12 protein-coding genes are annotated in these 13809 nt (G+C 68.6%); 3 read left to right on the top strand and 9 right to left on the bottom strand.

The genetic code is table 11. From position 1 onward, the window contains the following. The first annotated feature begins 41 nt into the window (after positions 1 to 41). Entirely contained in the window at positions 42 to 1259 is a 1218-nt protein-coding gene (locus tag DCE93_RS04405) for a pyridoxal phosphate-dependent aminotransferase (RefSeq protein ID WP_244284237.1), read from the top strand. On the opposite strand, the gene DCE93_RS04400 is transcribed toward DCE93_RS04405, so the two are convergent. Further along, on the bottom strand, positions 1246 to 2097 hold the full coding sequence (locus tag DCE93_RS04400) for a carbon-nitrogen hydrolase family protein (RefSeq protein ID WP_108594817.1): 852 nt from the start codon (positions 2095 to 2097) through the stop codon (positions 1246 to 1248). The genes DCE93_RS04405 and DCE93_RS04400 overlap by 14 nt on opposite strands. Before the next feature lie 201 nt (positions 2098 to 2298). Between DCE93_RS04400 and DCE93_RS04395 the strand changes: the two genes are divergently transcribed. Then, the gene (locus DCE93_RS04395; protein ID WP_108594816.1) at positions 2299 to 3738 is read left to right on the top strand and encodes an MFS transporter; all 1440 of its coding nucleotides are present in this window, start codon (positions 2299 to 2301) and stop codon (positions 3736 to 3738) included. Positions 3739 to 3829: 91 nt separating this feature from the next. Here the strand turns inward: DCE93_RS04395 and DCE93_RS04390 are convergent, their stop codons facing one another. After that, positions 3830 to 4237 carry a DUF7144 family membrane protein gene (locus tag DCE93_RS04390; protein ID WP_108594815.1) on the bottom strand — a complete coding sequence of 136 codons (408 nt, stop codon included), beginning with the start codon at positions 4235 to 4237 and terminating at the stop codon, positions 3830 to 3832. Positions 4238 to 4455: 218 nt separating this feature from the next. On the opposite strand from DCE93_RS04390, the gene DCE93_RS04385 reads away from it, so the two are divergent. Then, positions 4456 to 6708, top strand: a complete 2253-nt coding sequence (locus tag DCE93_RS04385; protein WP_108594814.1) for a winged helix-turn-helix domain-containing protein — start codon at positions 4456 to 4458, stop codon at positions 6706 to 6708. A gap of 29 nt (positions 6709 to 6737) precedes the next feature. Here DCE93_RS04385 and DCE93_RS04380 read toward each other — a convergent pair whose 3' ends face one another. The 7 genes from DCE93_RS04380 to DCE93_RS04350 form a co-directional block, all read right to left on the bottom strand. Further along, the gene (locus tag DCE93_RS04380; protein WP_244284236.1) at positions 6738 to 7199 is read right to left on the bottom strand and encodes a carboxymuconolactone decarboxylase family protein; all 462 of its coding nucleotides are present in this window, start codon (positions 7197 to 7199) and stop codon (positions 6738 to 6740) included. Further along, on the bottom strand, positions 7150 to 8475 hold the full coding sequence (locus tag DCE93_RS04375) for an AI-2E family transporter (RefSeq protein ID WP_108594812.1): 1326 nt from the start codon (positions 8473 to 8475) through the stop codon (positions 7150 to 7152). Before DCE93_RS04375 ends, DCE93_RS04380 begins: the two co-directional genes overlap by 50 nt. Positions 8476 to 8515: 40 nt before the next feature. After that, entirely contained in the window at positions 8516 to 9061 is a 546-nt protein-coding gene (locus tag DCE93_RS04370) for a dihydrofolate reductase family protein (RefSeq protein WP_108594811.1), read from the bottom strand. 78 nt (positions 9062 to 9139) lie between these two features. Continuing rightward, positions 9140 to 10096 (bottom strand): carbohydrate ABC transporter permease, encoded by a 957-nt coding sequence (locus DCE93_RS04365; RefSeq protein WP_235825343.1) that lies wholly within the window; start codon positions 10094 to 10096, stop codon positions 9140 to 9142. Beyond that, the gene (locus DCE93_RS04360; RefSeq protein ID WP_108594809.1) at positions 10093 to 11070 is read right to left on the bottom strand and encodes a carbohydrate ABC transporter permease; all 978 of its coding nucleotides are present in this window, start codon (positions 11068 to 11070) and stop codon (positions 10093 to 10095) included. Before DCE93_RS04360 ends, DCE93_RS04365 begins: the two co-directional genes overlap by 4 nt. Continuing rightward, the gene (locus DCE93_RS04355; protein ID WP_108594808.1) at positions 11067 to 12458 is read right to left on the bottom strand and encodes an ABC transporter substrate-binding protein; all 1392 of its coding nucleotides are present in this window, start codon (positions 12456 to 12458) and stop codon (positions 11067 to 11069) included. Before DCE93_RS04355 ends, DCE93_RS04360 begins: the two co-directional genes overlap by 4 nt. A 115-nt stretch (positions 12459 to 12573) precedes the next feature. Beyond that, the gene (locus DCE93_RS04350; protein ID WP_108594807.1) at positions 12574 to 13749 is read right to left on the bottom strand and encodes an alcohol dehydrogenase catalytic domain-containing protein; all 1176 of its coding nucleotides are present in this window, start codon (positions 13747 to 13749) and stop codon (positions 12574 to 12576) included. Between the last annotated feature and the right edge of the window lie 60 nt (positions 13750 to 13809).

Genomic DNA, 13809 nt, shown 5'->3' with positions numbered 1-13809 from the left:
TGCGCCAGCGTACCCGTCCCACCCTCGCGTACGGTGAGAACGTGAGCGACTCCTCCCCCGCATCCGGCCTCGCGCCGTGGCAGCGCACCGCGGCCGGCGCCGGCCTCCTCTCGCCCGACGGAACGATCGCGGCGACGATCTTCGCCGAGATGAGCGCGCTCGCCACCCGCACCGGCGCGATCAACCTCGGGCAGGGCTTTCCCGACGAAGACGGCCCCGCCGAAGTGCTCGAGGCCGCGCGACAGGCGATCGCCGACGGCGTGAACCAGTACCCGCCGGGCATGGGCATGCCAGTGCTGCGCGAGGCGATCGCCGCGCACCAGCAGCGGTGGTACGGCATCGAGCTCGACGCGGCATCCGAAGTGCTCGTCACGGCCGGCGCGACCGAAGCGCTCGCGGCGACGATCCTCGCCTTCGTCGACACCGGCGACGAAGTCGTGACCTTCGAGCCGTACTACGACGCCTACGCCGCGATGATCGCCCGTGCCGGCGGGGTGCACCGCACGGTGCCGCTGAGGTTTCCCGAGTGGCGGCCCGACCCCGATGAGCTGCGTGCCGCCGTGAACGACCGCACCCGCGTCATCCTCGTGAACTCCCCGCACAATCCGACCGGCGCGGTGCTCGACGCCGAGACGCTCGCGCTCATCGTCGAACTCGCCGAGCGGCACGACGCGATCATCGTCACCGACGAGGTCTACGAGCATCTCACCTTCGGTGCCGCCCATACCCCGATCGCGACCCTGCCCGGCGCCCGGGAGCGTACGATCTCGATCTCCTCCGGCGGCAAGACGTTCGCGACCACAGGCTGGAAGATCGGCTGGCTCACCGCGCCCGCACCGCTCGTGACGGCAGTGCTCGCGGTCAAGCAGTACCTCACCTACGTCAACGGCGCACCGTTCCAGCCCGCCATCGCGACCGGGCTCGGCCTGCCCGATGCCGTCTTCATGGATGCCGCGGCGACCCTCTCGGCCAAGCGCGACCTGCTCGCCGCCGGCCTCGTCACGGCGGGATTCACGATCTCGCTGCCGCACGCGGGTTATTTCATCGTCGCGGACGCCGCACCGCTCGGCTACTCCGACGGCGCGACGCTCTGCCGGGAACTGCCGGAGCGCGCGGGCGTCGTCGGCGTGCCGGTGAGCGCCTTCGTGCATCCCGAACGCCACGCGGCGTACTCGAGCCTCGTGCGATTCGCGTTCTGCAAACGACGCGACGTGCTCGAGGAGGCCAGCGGGCGACTCGCCGCGCTCAGCGCGGGATGACGTCGAACCGGCGCAGCGCGAGGGCGGGGTTCACCCGGCGCACCGCGTCGATGCGCTCCTTCGAGATCCAGGCCACCGCGACATCCGTCGCCTCGCCGATCGTGGCGAGCTCGACACCCATCGGGTCGACGATCATGCTGTTGCCCGCACCCATGGGCGGCGCCTGGTCGGCCGCTGCGACGTAGACGGTGTTCTCGAGCGCCCTGGCCGTGGTGAGCACCCGCCAGTGCGCCTCTTTCAGCGGACCGCGCACCCACTCGGCGGGCATGCAGACGACATCGGCACCGGCGTCGACGATGCGCCGCGTGACCTCGGGGAACCTCGCGTCGTAGCAGGTCTGCAGGCCGAAGCGGATGCCGCCGGCCTCGAACGTCTCGGGCGGTTCGATCGCGCCCGGTTCGACCCAGGCAGATTCCTGCTGCCCGAAGGCGTCGTAGAGGTGGAGCTTTCGGTACCGGGCCACGATGCCGGCGCCGGGTGCGAGCGCGACGACCGTGTTGGCGACCCGCCGGCCGCTGCCGCGGTCGCGGTCGTGACCGCGGTCGCGGTCGCTGTCGCGGCGCTCGATCATGCCGGCCACGAGGTGCACGCCCAAGCGGTCGGCGAGCGCGGAGAGATGCGTGGCGAACGCGCCGTCGAGCGGTTCGGCCGCGGTCGACCAGTCCTCGCCTGGTTCGGGCGTGAAATAGCTCGAGTACTCGGGAAAGACGACGAGTCGGGCGCCGCGTGCGACCGCGAGCTCGGCGAGGCGGGTGAGTTCGCTGCGATTGCGGGCGACGTCGTCGTTCGGCGCGAACTGGGCGACTGCGACGCCGAACCCTTCGGTCGTGCTCTGCATGCCCTCAGCCTATGCCGCTCGATGCGGTACCTCCGGAACCGATGGCGTCCCAGCCGCCTGGCTCGAATCCTCAGCCTCGGTTGATACGATCGACGTCTGGCCAACCCCCACGGTTGGCGTGGTCGAGCCGCCGGAGGGCGCGCAACGATCCGGGCTGGAAACCCCGGCATTCACGCGCTCCTCTGAAAGGCCGCTACGCCCATGTCCGAATCCTCGTCCCGGCGCTGGTGGGTCCTCGTGATCCTCGCGCTGACCCAGCTCATCGTGGTGCTCGACGGCACCATCGTCAACATCGCGCTCCCCGAGGCGCAGCGCGCGCTCGGCCTCACCGACGTCGAGCGCCAGTGGGTCGTCACCGCATACGCCCTCGCATTCGGGGCCCTGCTCCTCTTCGGCGGTCGGATCGCCGACTACTGGGGTCGCAAGCGCACCTATCTCGTGGGCATGGTCGGCTTCGGCGCGGCCTCCGCGATCGGCGGCATCGCCCAGACCGGTGGCGAACTGATCCTCGCCCGCGGCCTCCAGGGCGTGTTCGCCGCCATGATGGCGCCCGCGGCACTCGCCCTGCTGACCGTCGCCTTCCCCGGCGGTCGCGACCGCAACACGGCATTCGCCGTCTTCGGGTCCGTCGCCGGCGCCGGCGCCGGCGTGGGCCTCGTGCTCGGCGGGCTCCTCACCGAGTTCGTCGACTGGCGGTGGTGCCTGCTCGTCAACGTGCCGATCGTGGTCGTCGGCATCATCGCGGGCATGCTCCTCGTCACCGAGAGCAAGGCCGAGGGCGACAACCGGTACGACTGGCTCGGCGTCATCACGGTCGCCCTCGGCCTCGGCTCGCTCGTCTACGGGTTCACGCTCGCCGAGGAGAGCTGGGTCTCGCTCGGCACCATCGGGTTCATCGTCGGGGGCATCCTGCTGCTCACCCTCTTCGTGTGGATCGAGTCGCGTGTCGCCCAGCCCCTGCTGCCGCTGCGCATCGTGCTCGACCGGGTGCGCGGTGGTGCGTTCCTGTTGCAGGCGATCGCCGGCAGCGTCATGATCGGCGCCACCGTCTACCTCACGTTCCACCTGCAGATCGTGCTCGGCTTCTCGCCGCTGATGGCCGGACTCGCGAGCCTGCCGCTGACGATCGTGATCTCACTCGTGGCGCCGCTCGCCACCCGGTTCCTGTCGCGGGTCGGCGCCCGGCCGCTCATGATCGGCGGCCCGCTGTTCGCGGCAGCCGGGCTCTTCTTCCTGAGCTTCATCACCGTCGGCGGCAACTACCTCGTTCAGGTGCTGCCGGCGCTCGTGCTTCTCGGCATCGGCATGGCGATGCTCTTCGTGCCGATGCAGAACCTCGCCCTCGCCGGGGTGGCACCGCACGACGCCGGCGCCGCGAGCGCCACGGCGAACGCCGCGATGCAGATCGGCGGCTCGCTCGGCCTCTCGATCTTCACGACGGCATACGCCGCCGCGGCGGGTGGGGTGGTCGTCGCCGGTTCGGCGAGCCAGCTGGAATCGTTCGTCAGCGGCTATTCGGCGGCGTTCGTGGCAGCCGGCGTCGCGATGCTCATCGGTTGCGTGCTCGCGATCGTGCTGATCCGCACACCGAAGCGCGACGAGGTTCCCGAGGTCACCGGAGCGGTGTCGGCGAGCGACTGACGACATCAGGGAAGGCCCGGAACCACGTGGTTCCGGGCCTTCTGCACGCCCGCCCCCGGGCGTGCCGCCCCGGCGTGCCGAGGCGCGTCGGCTACCCGTTCGCCACCGCCATCTCCCGGCCGTGTGCGGTGATCGCGTAGATGACGAGGACGTTGATGCCGATGACGATGACCGACCACCATGGCTGGGCGGGCACGAGGAACAGTTGTCCGAGGGCGCTCAGCCCGGCGAGGATGACCGCCACGACCCTCGCCCACGTCGCCCCGGAGAGCAGCGCCACGCCGGTCACGATCAGCAGCGCTCCGATGATGAGGTTCCACCACCCCCATCCGGTCAGGTCGAACATGAGAAGGCCCTCTTCGGTCGTCCTGTAGTAGGTGTTGGGTCCCACCAGCGCGACGAGGCCTTGCAACGCGCTGAACGCTCCGTTCAAGATGAGGATGATCGCCGCGAAGCCGATCCATCCGACCCATCCCGTGGGTTGTTGTGCAGTGCTCATGGCTCTGGTGCCCTCCTGGCTCGGCGCCGTCGACATCTCCGCCGACCGGCGATTCGGTTGAACAGTGGCAAGCGTGTCGGTAATCGAGACGCTGGTCATCACGCAGATCGCGTGAACACGATTCGCGCGCGGAATGCACGCGGTTCGGTGCATCCGGTGTGACGACACGCCCGGACATGGGCATTGTCCGCAGCCGCGCCGGTCAATATGCTTCGATCGTGCGCGGTCAAGCCCCCGCGTCGAGCACACCGAAACTCGAACTCGACCAGCAGCTGCTCGATGCCAAGCTCTCAGCCCCCGAGCCGCCGGCCCGAGGCCACGTCAGTCGCGCCGCGCTGATCGATGCCGCGCGCTCGAGCAGACGGCGGGTGGTGGGGGTCACCGCTCCCGCAGGCTATGGCAAGTCCAGCCTGCTCACCGAGTGGGCGAGCCGTGAGAGCCGGCCCGTGGCCTGGGTCTCGCTCGACCGCTACGACGACGACCCCGCCGCGCTGCTCGCGCTGCTCGCGTCGGCGTTCTCGCGCATCACGCCGAGCGCGGCCCGGCTCTCCGAAAAGGTCACGGGGCACGGCATCTCGGCGCTCGGGCGCGGGGCGCCGCTGCTGGCCGCCGCGCTGCGGGCCAGCCCCGATCCGTTCGTGCTGATGCTCGACGACCTCCACGAGATCCGCGACCCCGCGTGCCACGATGTGCTCAGCGTGGTCTTCGGGGGCGTGCCGGCCGGCGCGCAGCTCGTGGCCGCCAGTCGCGGCGAGCAATCGCACCTGCCTCGCGCCCGCGCAGCCGGAGACGCCTTCGAGATCACCTCGAGCGAGCTGGCTCTGGATGCCTCCGGCGCCCAAGCAGTGTTCGCGAGCACCCGTCTGCAGCTCTCCTCCGAAGACGCGGGCATGCTGGTGGAGCGCACCGAGGGGTGGCCGGTGGGGGTCGTGCTCGCGGCCGCGATCGCGAGCGAGGGCGGCGGGCCACCGCGGGCGCTGTCGGGTGACGACCGGTACGTCGCCGACTACCTCTACCGGGAGTCGCTCGCGGGCCTGCCCGAGCACCAGCAGCGCTTCCTTCGGCGCACCGCGGTGCTCGACACGTTCTCGGCACCGCTCTGCGACGCGATCCTCGAAACGCACGATGCTCAGCAAGTCCTTCGAGAACTCGAGGACTCCGATGTCTTCCTCGTTCCCCTCGATCGACGACGAGGCTGGTACCGGTACCACGCGATCTTCCGGGAATTCCTCCTCGGCGAACTCCGCCGGATCGAACCCGATGCTGCGGTCGAGCTGCAGGTTCGAGCGGCAGGCTGGTTCGAGGCGCATGGATCGTCGGCGAAGGCCATCGAGTACCTCATCGATCTGCCGTCGGAGCGCCCCCGAGCCGTGCGCCTCGTCGCGGCGACCGCTCTGCCCACGTACCAGGCCGGACAGCTCGCGACCGTGCAGCGCTGGCTCGGCTCGATCGGCGACGCGGCGATCGAGGCGTATCCGCCCGTCGCCGTGCTCGCAGGCTGGATCACGGTGCTCACCGGGCAGACGGCCGAGGCGGAACGCTGGGCGGTGATCCTCGATCGTTCCGCGTACGATCTCGTGCCCGACGACGGCTCGGCGTCGTTCGAGTCGGCACGCGCCATGCTCAGCTCGTTCATGTGCGCGTCAGGTCCGGCGCGTGCCCTCGCCGACGCCGAGTTCGCCTACGCAGCCGAGCCGAGCTGGAGTCCGTGGCGCGATCAGGCGCTGGTGCTGCTGGGCGAGGCGCTGCTCCTCGTGGGCGATGCCACGCGCGCCGAAGCCGTGCTCCGCGAGGGTTCGCTGCTCGCTGCGACCTTCGGCAACACCGACGTGCGCATCGCCGGCGAAGCCGAGCTCGCCATGCTCTCGATGGACCGGGGGCACTGGGAGGCCGGAGCGCAGCACGTGCGCACCGCGCGCGAAGCGATCGACGAGCGCCGCATGCACGACTACGCGAGTGCGGTCCTCGCGTTCTCCCAAGCCGCCCGGCTCGACCTCCATCACGGAAACCTGACGGCGGCTCGCCGCGAGCTCACCAGTGCGATGCGCGCCCGCCCAGCATGCACGCACGCCATGCCTGCGCTCGCCGTGCGGGTGCGGCTGCAGCTCGCGCGGGTCTACTGGGCCATGGGCGATCATGCGGTCGCTCATCACCTGATGCGGGAGATCGAGGACATCCTGCTCCATCGTCCCGACCTCGGCGCGCTCCTCGATCAGGTGAGCGAGTTCGCGCGTCTCATCTCCGAGAGCGAGGAGCAGCTCGGCGACGGCGGACCGCCCCTCACCCCGGCCGAGCTGCGCCTGCTGCCCTACCTGCAGACGCACCTCTCCGTTCGGGAGATCGGCGAGCGGCTCTTCGTCTCGCGCAACACCGTCAGCTCGGAGCTCGGTTCGATCTACCGCAAACTCGGCGTCTCGACCCGGAGCGGGGCCGTGGACCGGGCGACGCAACTCGGGCTGCTGGGCGGTTAGTCGGGCGCGCCGCCGTCAGGTCGCCGCCGTCAGGTCGCCGCCGTCAGGTCGCCGCCGTCACCGGCCCGCCTGCCGACCCGGCGAGCGACCGCCGGGTCGCCGACGACATCGACCTCGAGGTCGTGGCCGAGCGCCAGCGCGATCTTCGGTGCCGCGGCGACCGCTCTGGGAAGCCCGACGATCGGAATGACGCCGACCAGCATGTCCACGATCTCCGCCGCCGTCGAACCGGCACTGACCGCCGCGTCGACGTGGGCTCCGAACGAAGGTGCGGCTCCGCCGACCGAGACGAGCGCGGCGACTCTGGCGAGCGCCATCGTCTTCGGATCGAGCGTCGTCGGATCGCCCATCACGTCGCCGAAGTCCGCGACGTCGAGCCGTTCGTCATGAATCGCCAGCCGTTGCAAGCGGTCGGTGTAGTCCAAGCTTTCCTCCCCTTTCTCAGGCATCGGATCCCCGATCCGCCGCGGGCGCCTCGCGACCGGCACCACTCCCCTTCGAGGCTCTCCGCTCGGCGCGTGCCGCCTTCGATTCGGCGTCGGACTCGGCCATGATCTGCTTCGTCTCGTCGAGCTCGCCGAGCATCGGCCGAATCCAGTTCATCGAGGGGTTGGAGTCCACGAGGAGGAGCCGCACGAGCAGGGTGAGCGGGATGGCGAGGATCGCTCCGATGGGACCGATCACGACGGCCCAGAACAACACCGAGAAGAAGGTGATCGTCTGGCTGAGGCTCACCGCCTTGCCGACGACACGCGGCTGGATCACGGACTGAACGACCCCGTTGATGACCCCGTAGACGATGACCACCGCGATCACGGTCGGCCAACCGCCCGAGAGCGCGCCGAAGATGATCGGCGGGATCAGGGCGAGGAAGTAGCCGATGTTCGGGATGAACGAGCAGATGAAGGCGAGCAGGCCCCAGATGAATGCGCCGGGCACCTGGAGGATCAGCAGGGCGATCCAGTTGATGATGCCCTGCGCGAGCCCGAGCACCGTGGTCACGACCATGTACCGGCGCACGTTGTCGCCGTAGTTCACGAACCCGGTGACGACGAGCGGGCGGATCGGCTGCAGCTGCCGGTGCAGATGGGGCAGGAACGCCGCATCCATCGCCATGAGCAGCAGCATCGTGAAGATGATGACCAAGGCCGACACCCACCCGGTGATCCCGCCGACGAGACCGCCGAGGAAGCCGACCACCGTCGACGGGTCGAAGTCCGCGAACATCGCACTCACCTCGTCGGCGCCGATGCCGATCGAGGTGAGCCAGTCCGCGAACGTCTGGCCGAACGCCGCGATCTCGTCGCTGAAGTCGGTCAGCAGCGCGCCGAACTGGCCGATCGCGATGAGGACGGCGTACCCGAAAGCAACGAGCAGCAGCGTCACCGCGAGGATGACCGAGCCGGTCGCAAGCCCGCGCGGTACGCCGCGGGCCTCGAGCCAGAGACGCAACGGATGCACGCAGATGGTGAGGACGAACGCCAAGAAGACGGGGGCGAAGATGCCCGCGATCGCGGCGATGCCGAAGACGGCGAGCGTGCCACCGCCGATGCCCATGAGGATGAACGCGTTGCGGTGTTCGTCCCGCGGCACGGCCGGCGCACCCGGCACAGCCGCGCCAGGGGCCACGGTCGCCGTCGCGAGGGCGGGCTGCACCGTCGCGGCCTTCGATCGCTTGCGCTTCCACCACATGACGACCCCGATCTGCACGCCCGTCGAACCTGCGCGCGACCACACGGTATGACCGGATGCGGCGGCGGTCATCATCCATTCAGAGTGAAAGCCGAGGAAACGGCTCGCGCCCGCCTCAGGTTCTCGGCCTGTACCGCATCGCCACGGCGCCCGAACTGAACTCCTCACGGCCCACGAGAGTCAGGGAGAGCGGCTTCGACAGCCCCGCCAACAGGGTCGGGCCATGGCCCGCCACCCTCGGCTGCACCACGAACTCGTACTCGTCGATGAGCCCCAACTCGGCCAGTGCCGTCGGGAGCGTCACCCCGCCCACGAGCAGACCGTCGCCCGGCTGGTCCTTGAGCTGTTGCACGGCCGGTCCGAGATCCCCGAGCACGAGCTCCGCGTTCCAATCGACCCGGGCCAGTTTGCTCGACACGACGTACTTCCTCGCCCGGTCGATCGTGCGGGCGAACGGCTGGGTCCAATCGGGCATCGCCTCTGAAGCAGGGGGCCGCCATGCCTCCTCCATCATCTCGTACGTCACCCGGCCGAACAGCAGAGCATCGGCCCGTGCGAGGTTGCCGGCTGCGTGGCGGTGCAACTCCTCATCGGCGATGCCCTCCCGATGATCGACGCAGCCGTCGAGCGTGACGTTGATGGAGTACTTCAGCGGTCGCATTGCGCAAGAGTATCGATCTGGCGGGAAGGAGTCGAGATGTGCCGAACCCCCGTAGAGAGAGCAGTCGCTGCCCGCGGGTCAGCCTTTCAACCCGGTGGATGCCACACCGTCGATGATCTGGCGCTGCGCGAGGAAGAACACGATGATCATCGGCACCGTCGTGATGACGCTGGCGGTAACGATGATCTCCCAATGCCATTCGCCGCCGAATCCGAAGGCGTCGACGAGCGACTTCAGGCCCCGGGGAACGGTGAACGTGGCCGAATCGCGCAGGTAGATGAGCGCTCGCATCAAGTCGGTCCAGACCGCCTGCACCTCGAACACGAGCGTCACGGCGAGGGCGGGCCGGCAGAGCGGCAGCGCGATACGCCAGAACACGCCCCACTGCGTCGCTCCGTCGACCCGTGCCGCGTCGAAGAGGTCGCGCGGGAGTCCGAGGAAGAACTGGCGCAGCAGAAAGATGTAGAACGCACTGCCGAAGAGGTTGCCCGCCCAGAGCGGCGTCAAGGTGCCGACCTGCCCCAGTGCGTTCCAGATGAGGAATGTCGGGATCATCGTCACGGCTCCCGGCAACATCATCGTCGCGAGCACGAAACCGAAGAGCACGCCCCGCCCGCGGAAGCGGAAGTAGGCGAACCCCCACGCCACCATGGCGCTCGAGAAGGTCACCGTCACCGCAGCGAGCACCGTGACGATCGCCGTGTTGGCGAGCCACAGGGCGAGCGGCGCCTCCTGCCAGACCTGGATGTAATTGTCGAACGTGAACGTCTCGGGGATCAGCCGGTTGTCGAAGACATCGCTTCGCGGCTTGAAGGATGCGCTGACGAGCCAGACGAAGGGATAGATGAAGACCACGCCGAGCAGCGCCAGGGCGATCCACGAGAACAACCTGCCAGGCGACATCCGCCGACGAGGCCCGCGCCTTCGGAGCTCCTCGACCTCCGCTGCCGTCGAGCCTGCCGCCGTGACGGCGGATTCCAGCGGCGTGGGTACCCGGCCGCCCGCGACCGGAAGATCGACTTCGAGCCCGCTCATCGGTCCCCCTCGTAGTAGACGAATCGGCGCGAGACGATGAGCTGCACCGCCGTGATGACCATGATCACGAGGAACAGCCCCCACGCCATCGCCGAGGCGTATCCCATATGCAGGAACTCGAACGCCTGCTGGAAGAGATAGATGACGTAGAACAGCGCCGCGTCGTTGCTGTAGGTCGTGTTTCCAGCTCCGAAGAACGCCGTGTACGCCTCGTCGAAGGTCTGCAGCCCGGCGATGGTGTTGACGATGATGATGAAGAACAACGCCGGGCTGATCATCGGCAGCGTCACGCTCATCGAGGTGCGCCAGAAGCCGGCGCCGTCGAGCTTGGCCGACTCGTAGAGCATCTCCGGCACGTTCCTGAGCGCGGCGAGCAGGATGATGACGGAGGCCCCGATGGTCCAGAGAGACATCAGGATGAGGCCCGGCTTGACCCACGCAGGGTCGGTCGTCCACGCCGGACCATCGATGCCGAACCAGCCGAGCACGGTGTTCAGGAGGCCGTTCTGACCGTTGAACAACAACAGGAACAAGACGCCCACCGCGACCGGAGGCGTCATCTTCGGCAGGAAGAACACGGTGCGGAAGAAGCTCGACGATCGTCCGGCCCGGTCGAGGAGCAGGGCCAGCACGAGAGAGACGATGATGTACAACGGCACCTGCACGGCCGTGAAGAAGACGGTGTTCTGCAGCGCGAGGAGCAGCTTCGGGTCGTTGAGCATCTCGGCGTAGTTCGCAAGCCCGACGAACTCCGGGATGTTGATGACGTCGTAGTCGGTGAGCGAGAGGTAGGCGCTGTAGATCATCGGCCATGCGGTGAAGACGACGAAGCCGACGATCCACGGGCTGAGGAAGAGCAGCGCGGACCGGAGGTTTCTCCGACTCGCCCGCCTCCGGCCGCGTTCCCGCTCCTCTGGGGTCACGGTGCGCCGTGCGATGTGCGCGCTGTCCACCCGGACTTCGGTGCCGGTCATTGCTCGCGGCTCTCGAGCTTCTCCCAACCCTCGTCGAGAGCCTGCTGCGCAGTCTCTTGAGCATCGGCGAGGGCTTCCTCGGGCGATGCCTCACCGTTGAGCACGCTGTTCACGGCATCCTGCATCGCCTGCTCGAACTCGGCATCGGCCGGGCTGGCGGGCCATGACACCGTATGGTCGTTCGCCTCGTACATCGCCTCGACCCCGGCATCCCACGGTTCACCGCCCGACGTGATCATCTCGCGGATCTGCTCGTCGGCCACGCTGTTGCCGGTCAGGATCCCGGTGAAGGGCTTGCCTTCACCCTCGCGGGTCGCGAGACGGGCCTCCGCGGCGAGCTGCCACGCGTCGAGCGAGGTCATCGCCTTCGCCCAGCGGCACGCCGCCGCGGCATTCTCGGTGCCCGAGGGGATGGCCCACGCTGACCCGCCTGCGAACGCGATCGGCTCCCCGGCCGTCGTGCGCACGGTGTCGAAGGCCAACGGAGCGTCGGGCGAAACCTCGTTGAGCACGTTGATGTACCACTGCTCCATCGGCATCGCGCCCAGTGCGTTCGTCGCGAACTGGTTGCCCTCGCCGAAGAAGTCGGCCGAATCGCGGAATGCCTTCACCGCACTGAAACCGCCCTGGGCGTCGTACAGGTCCACGGCCCAGGTCAGGGCGTCGACGGCCTCCTGCGAGTCCAGCATGGCGGTGCGACCGTCGTCGGAGAGGAGCGATCCGTCGGCACCGGCGACCCACAACGGCAGGAACTCGGGCATCTTCGGGTCGACGCCGATGACCGAGAGTGAACCACCGTCGCTCTTCATGAGGGCGAGGTTCGCCTGCGTCATCGCGTTGCGGTCAGAACCGTTCACCGCGTCGATTGAGAGCCCGGCAGCGGCAAGGAGATCCGCGTTCGCCATCGTGACCTGCACCTGGTTGAACTCGGGGATGCCGTAGACCTCGCCGTCGAGGGTGACCTGGCCCACCGCCGACTCCCTGAACTCGCTCATGTCGATGCCTTCGCCGTCGATGCACCGCTCGAGCGGGATGATCGCACCGCGTGCCGCCAGCGAACCGATCTGGTCGCGATCGGCGTAGAGCAACTCCGGTGGCTCTCCGGACGCCACCGCGGAGAGGAACTGCTGAATGTCGAGGTCGCCCTCGATGAGCTTCACGTCGACGTCGCCGAGCTCGGCCTCGGCGTACTCGACACGGGATGTCGCCACTTCATCGACGCCGGAGAAGCCCATGACCGAGAGTTCCCCGCCGAGTTCGGCTTCGGAGTCGTAGTCGGCCTCGTCCGATCCGGCGGCCCCGCCGGTTCCCACGGCGCAGCCGCTGAACGCGAGTGCGATGATCACCGCGCCGGCCACTCCTGTGGCCCGTGCCTGACGTCGATACATCTCGGGTCTCCCTCTCGAACCGTCCACTCGGGACCGAGCGACGGGCTCACGGTACGTCTGCTCTCGGGAGGCGAGAAGGGGCTTGACAGAAGCGCTTCTCGCGCGGCTCGTCAGGTCAGGGCTTCAGCACGACCTTGATGCATCCGGCGGTCTTCTGCTTGAACTGCTCGTACATCTCCGGAGCTCGCGCGAGCGGCAAGCGATGCGTGGCGAAGTCCTCGAGTCCGAGCGGATCGCTCTCCGCTTCGGCGAGTGGCATGAGGTCGGGGAGCCACTGCTGCACGTTCGCCTGGCCGAAACGCATGGTCAACTGCTTGTCGAAGATCGTCATCATCGGCATCGGGTCGAGATTGCCGGCATACACGCCCACGACCGACACGGTGCCCCCGCGAACGACGGCTTCGATCGCGAGGTGGAGCGCCGCGAGGCGGTCGACTCCGGCCTTGGTCATGAGCGGTTTGGCGACGGCACTCGGCAGCGCCCCGACGGTGTTCTGCGCGAGCGCAGCGCCCGGACTGCCGTGCGCCTCGAGTCCGACGGCATCGACGACCGCGTCGGCCCCACGGCCCTGCGTCAGCTCCCTGATGCGTTCGAGCACGGCATCGTCGAGGTCGAGCGTCGTGGCTCCGTAGCGTTCGGCCATCAGTCGTCGCTCGGCGACCGGGTCGACGGCGATGACGCGCACGTTCTCATGCCCGGCGATGCGCACGACCATCTGGCCGATCGGGCCGAGCCCGAGCACCGCGAGCGTGTCGCCGGGCGAAACGTTCGCGTAGCGCATCGCCTGCCAGGCCGTCGGCAGCACATCGGTCAGGAAGAGGTAGCGCTCATCAGGGAGGTCGCGGCCGACGACCGTGGCATTCGCATCGGCGAGCCGCACCCGCAGGTACTCGGCCTGGCCGCCGGGCACCCGGCCGTACAACTCCGTGTATCCGTAGAGCATCGCGCCGGTGCCGTACTCCGTGTTCTGGGTCGTCTCGCATTGCGTGGTCAGGCCTCGAGCGCACATGCGACACGCGCCGCATGCGATCACGAACGGCACGATCACGCGATCGCCGACAGCCACGCGGCGAACGGCGGCCCCGACTGCCTCGACGACCCCCATCGCTTCGTGACCGAGGATGTCGCCGCGATGCATGAACGGTCCGAAGACGTCGTAGAGGTGCAGATCCGAACCGCAGATGGCCGTCGAGGTCACCCGCACCACTGCGTCGGTCGGCTCGACCGGCACCGGGTCGGGAACCTCGGCGACCTCCACGGAACGGGGTGAATGCCAAGTGACTGCTCTCATGCACTCGTTCCTAGTCGCGAGTGAAACCGGCGGGCAGGGGCTTGACAGTCGAGCGGAGGC

Source organism: Agromyces badenianii (genome assembly GCF_003070885.1).
Taxonomy (GTDB): domain Bacteria; phylum Actinomycetota; class Actinomycetes; order Actinomycetales; family Microbacteriaceae; genus Agromyces; species Agromyces badenianii.
Note: the sequence above shows the minus strand (reverse complement) of the source record. Positions and strands in the feature narration are given on the sequence as shown.

Coding starts and splice junctions, on each gene's coding strand:
- DCE93_RS04400 (WP_108594817.1), bottom strand. CDS start 2,097: ATGCAGAGCACGACCGAAGGGTTCGGCGTCGCAGTCGCCCAGTTCGCG.
- DCE93_RS04395 (WP_108594816.1), top strand. CDS start 2,299: ATGTCCGAATCCTCGTCCCGGCGCTGGTGGGTCCTCGTGATCCTCGCG.
- DCE93_RS04390 (WP_108594815.1), bottom strand. CDS start 4,237: ATGAGCACTGCACAACAACCCACGGGATGGGTCGGATGGATCGGCTTC.
- DCE93_RS04375 (WP_108594812.1), bottom strand. CDS start 8,475: ATGATGACCGCCGCCGCATCCGGTCATACCGTGTGGTCGCGCGCAGGT.
- DCE93_RS04370 (WP_108594811.1), bottom strand. CDS start 9,061: ATGCGACCGCTGAAGTACTCCATCAACGTCACGCTCGACGGCTGCGTC.
- DCE93_RS04365 (WP_235825343.1), bottom strand. CDS start 10,096: ATGAGCGGGCTCGAAGTCGATCTTCCGGTCGCGGGCGGCCGGGTACCC.
- DCE93_RS04360 (WP_108594809.1), bottom strand. CDS start 11,070: ATGACCGGCACCGAAGTCCGGGTGGACAGCGCGCACATCGCACGGCGC.
- DCE93_RS04355 (WP_108594808.1), bottom strand. CDS start 12,458: ATGTATCGACGTCAGGCACGGGCCACAGGAGTGGCCGGCGCGGTGATC.
- DCE93_RS04350 (WP_108594807.1), bottom strand. CDS start 13,749: ATGAGAGCAGTCACTTGGCATTCACCCCGTTCCGTGGAGGTCGCCGAG.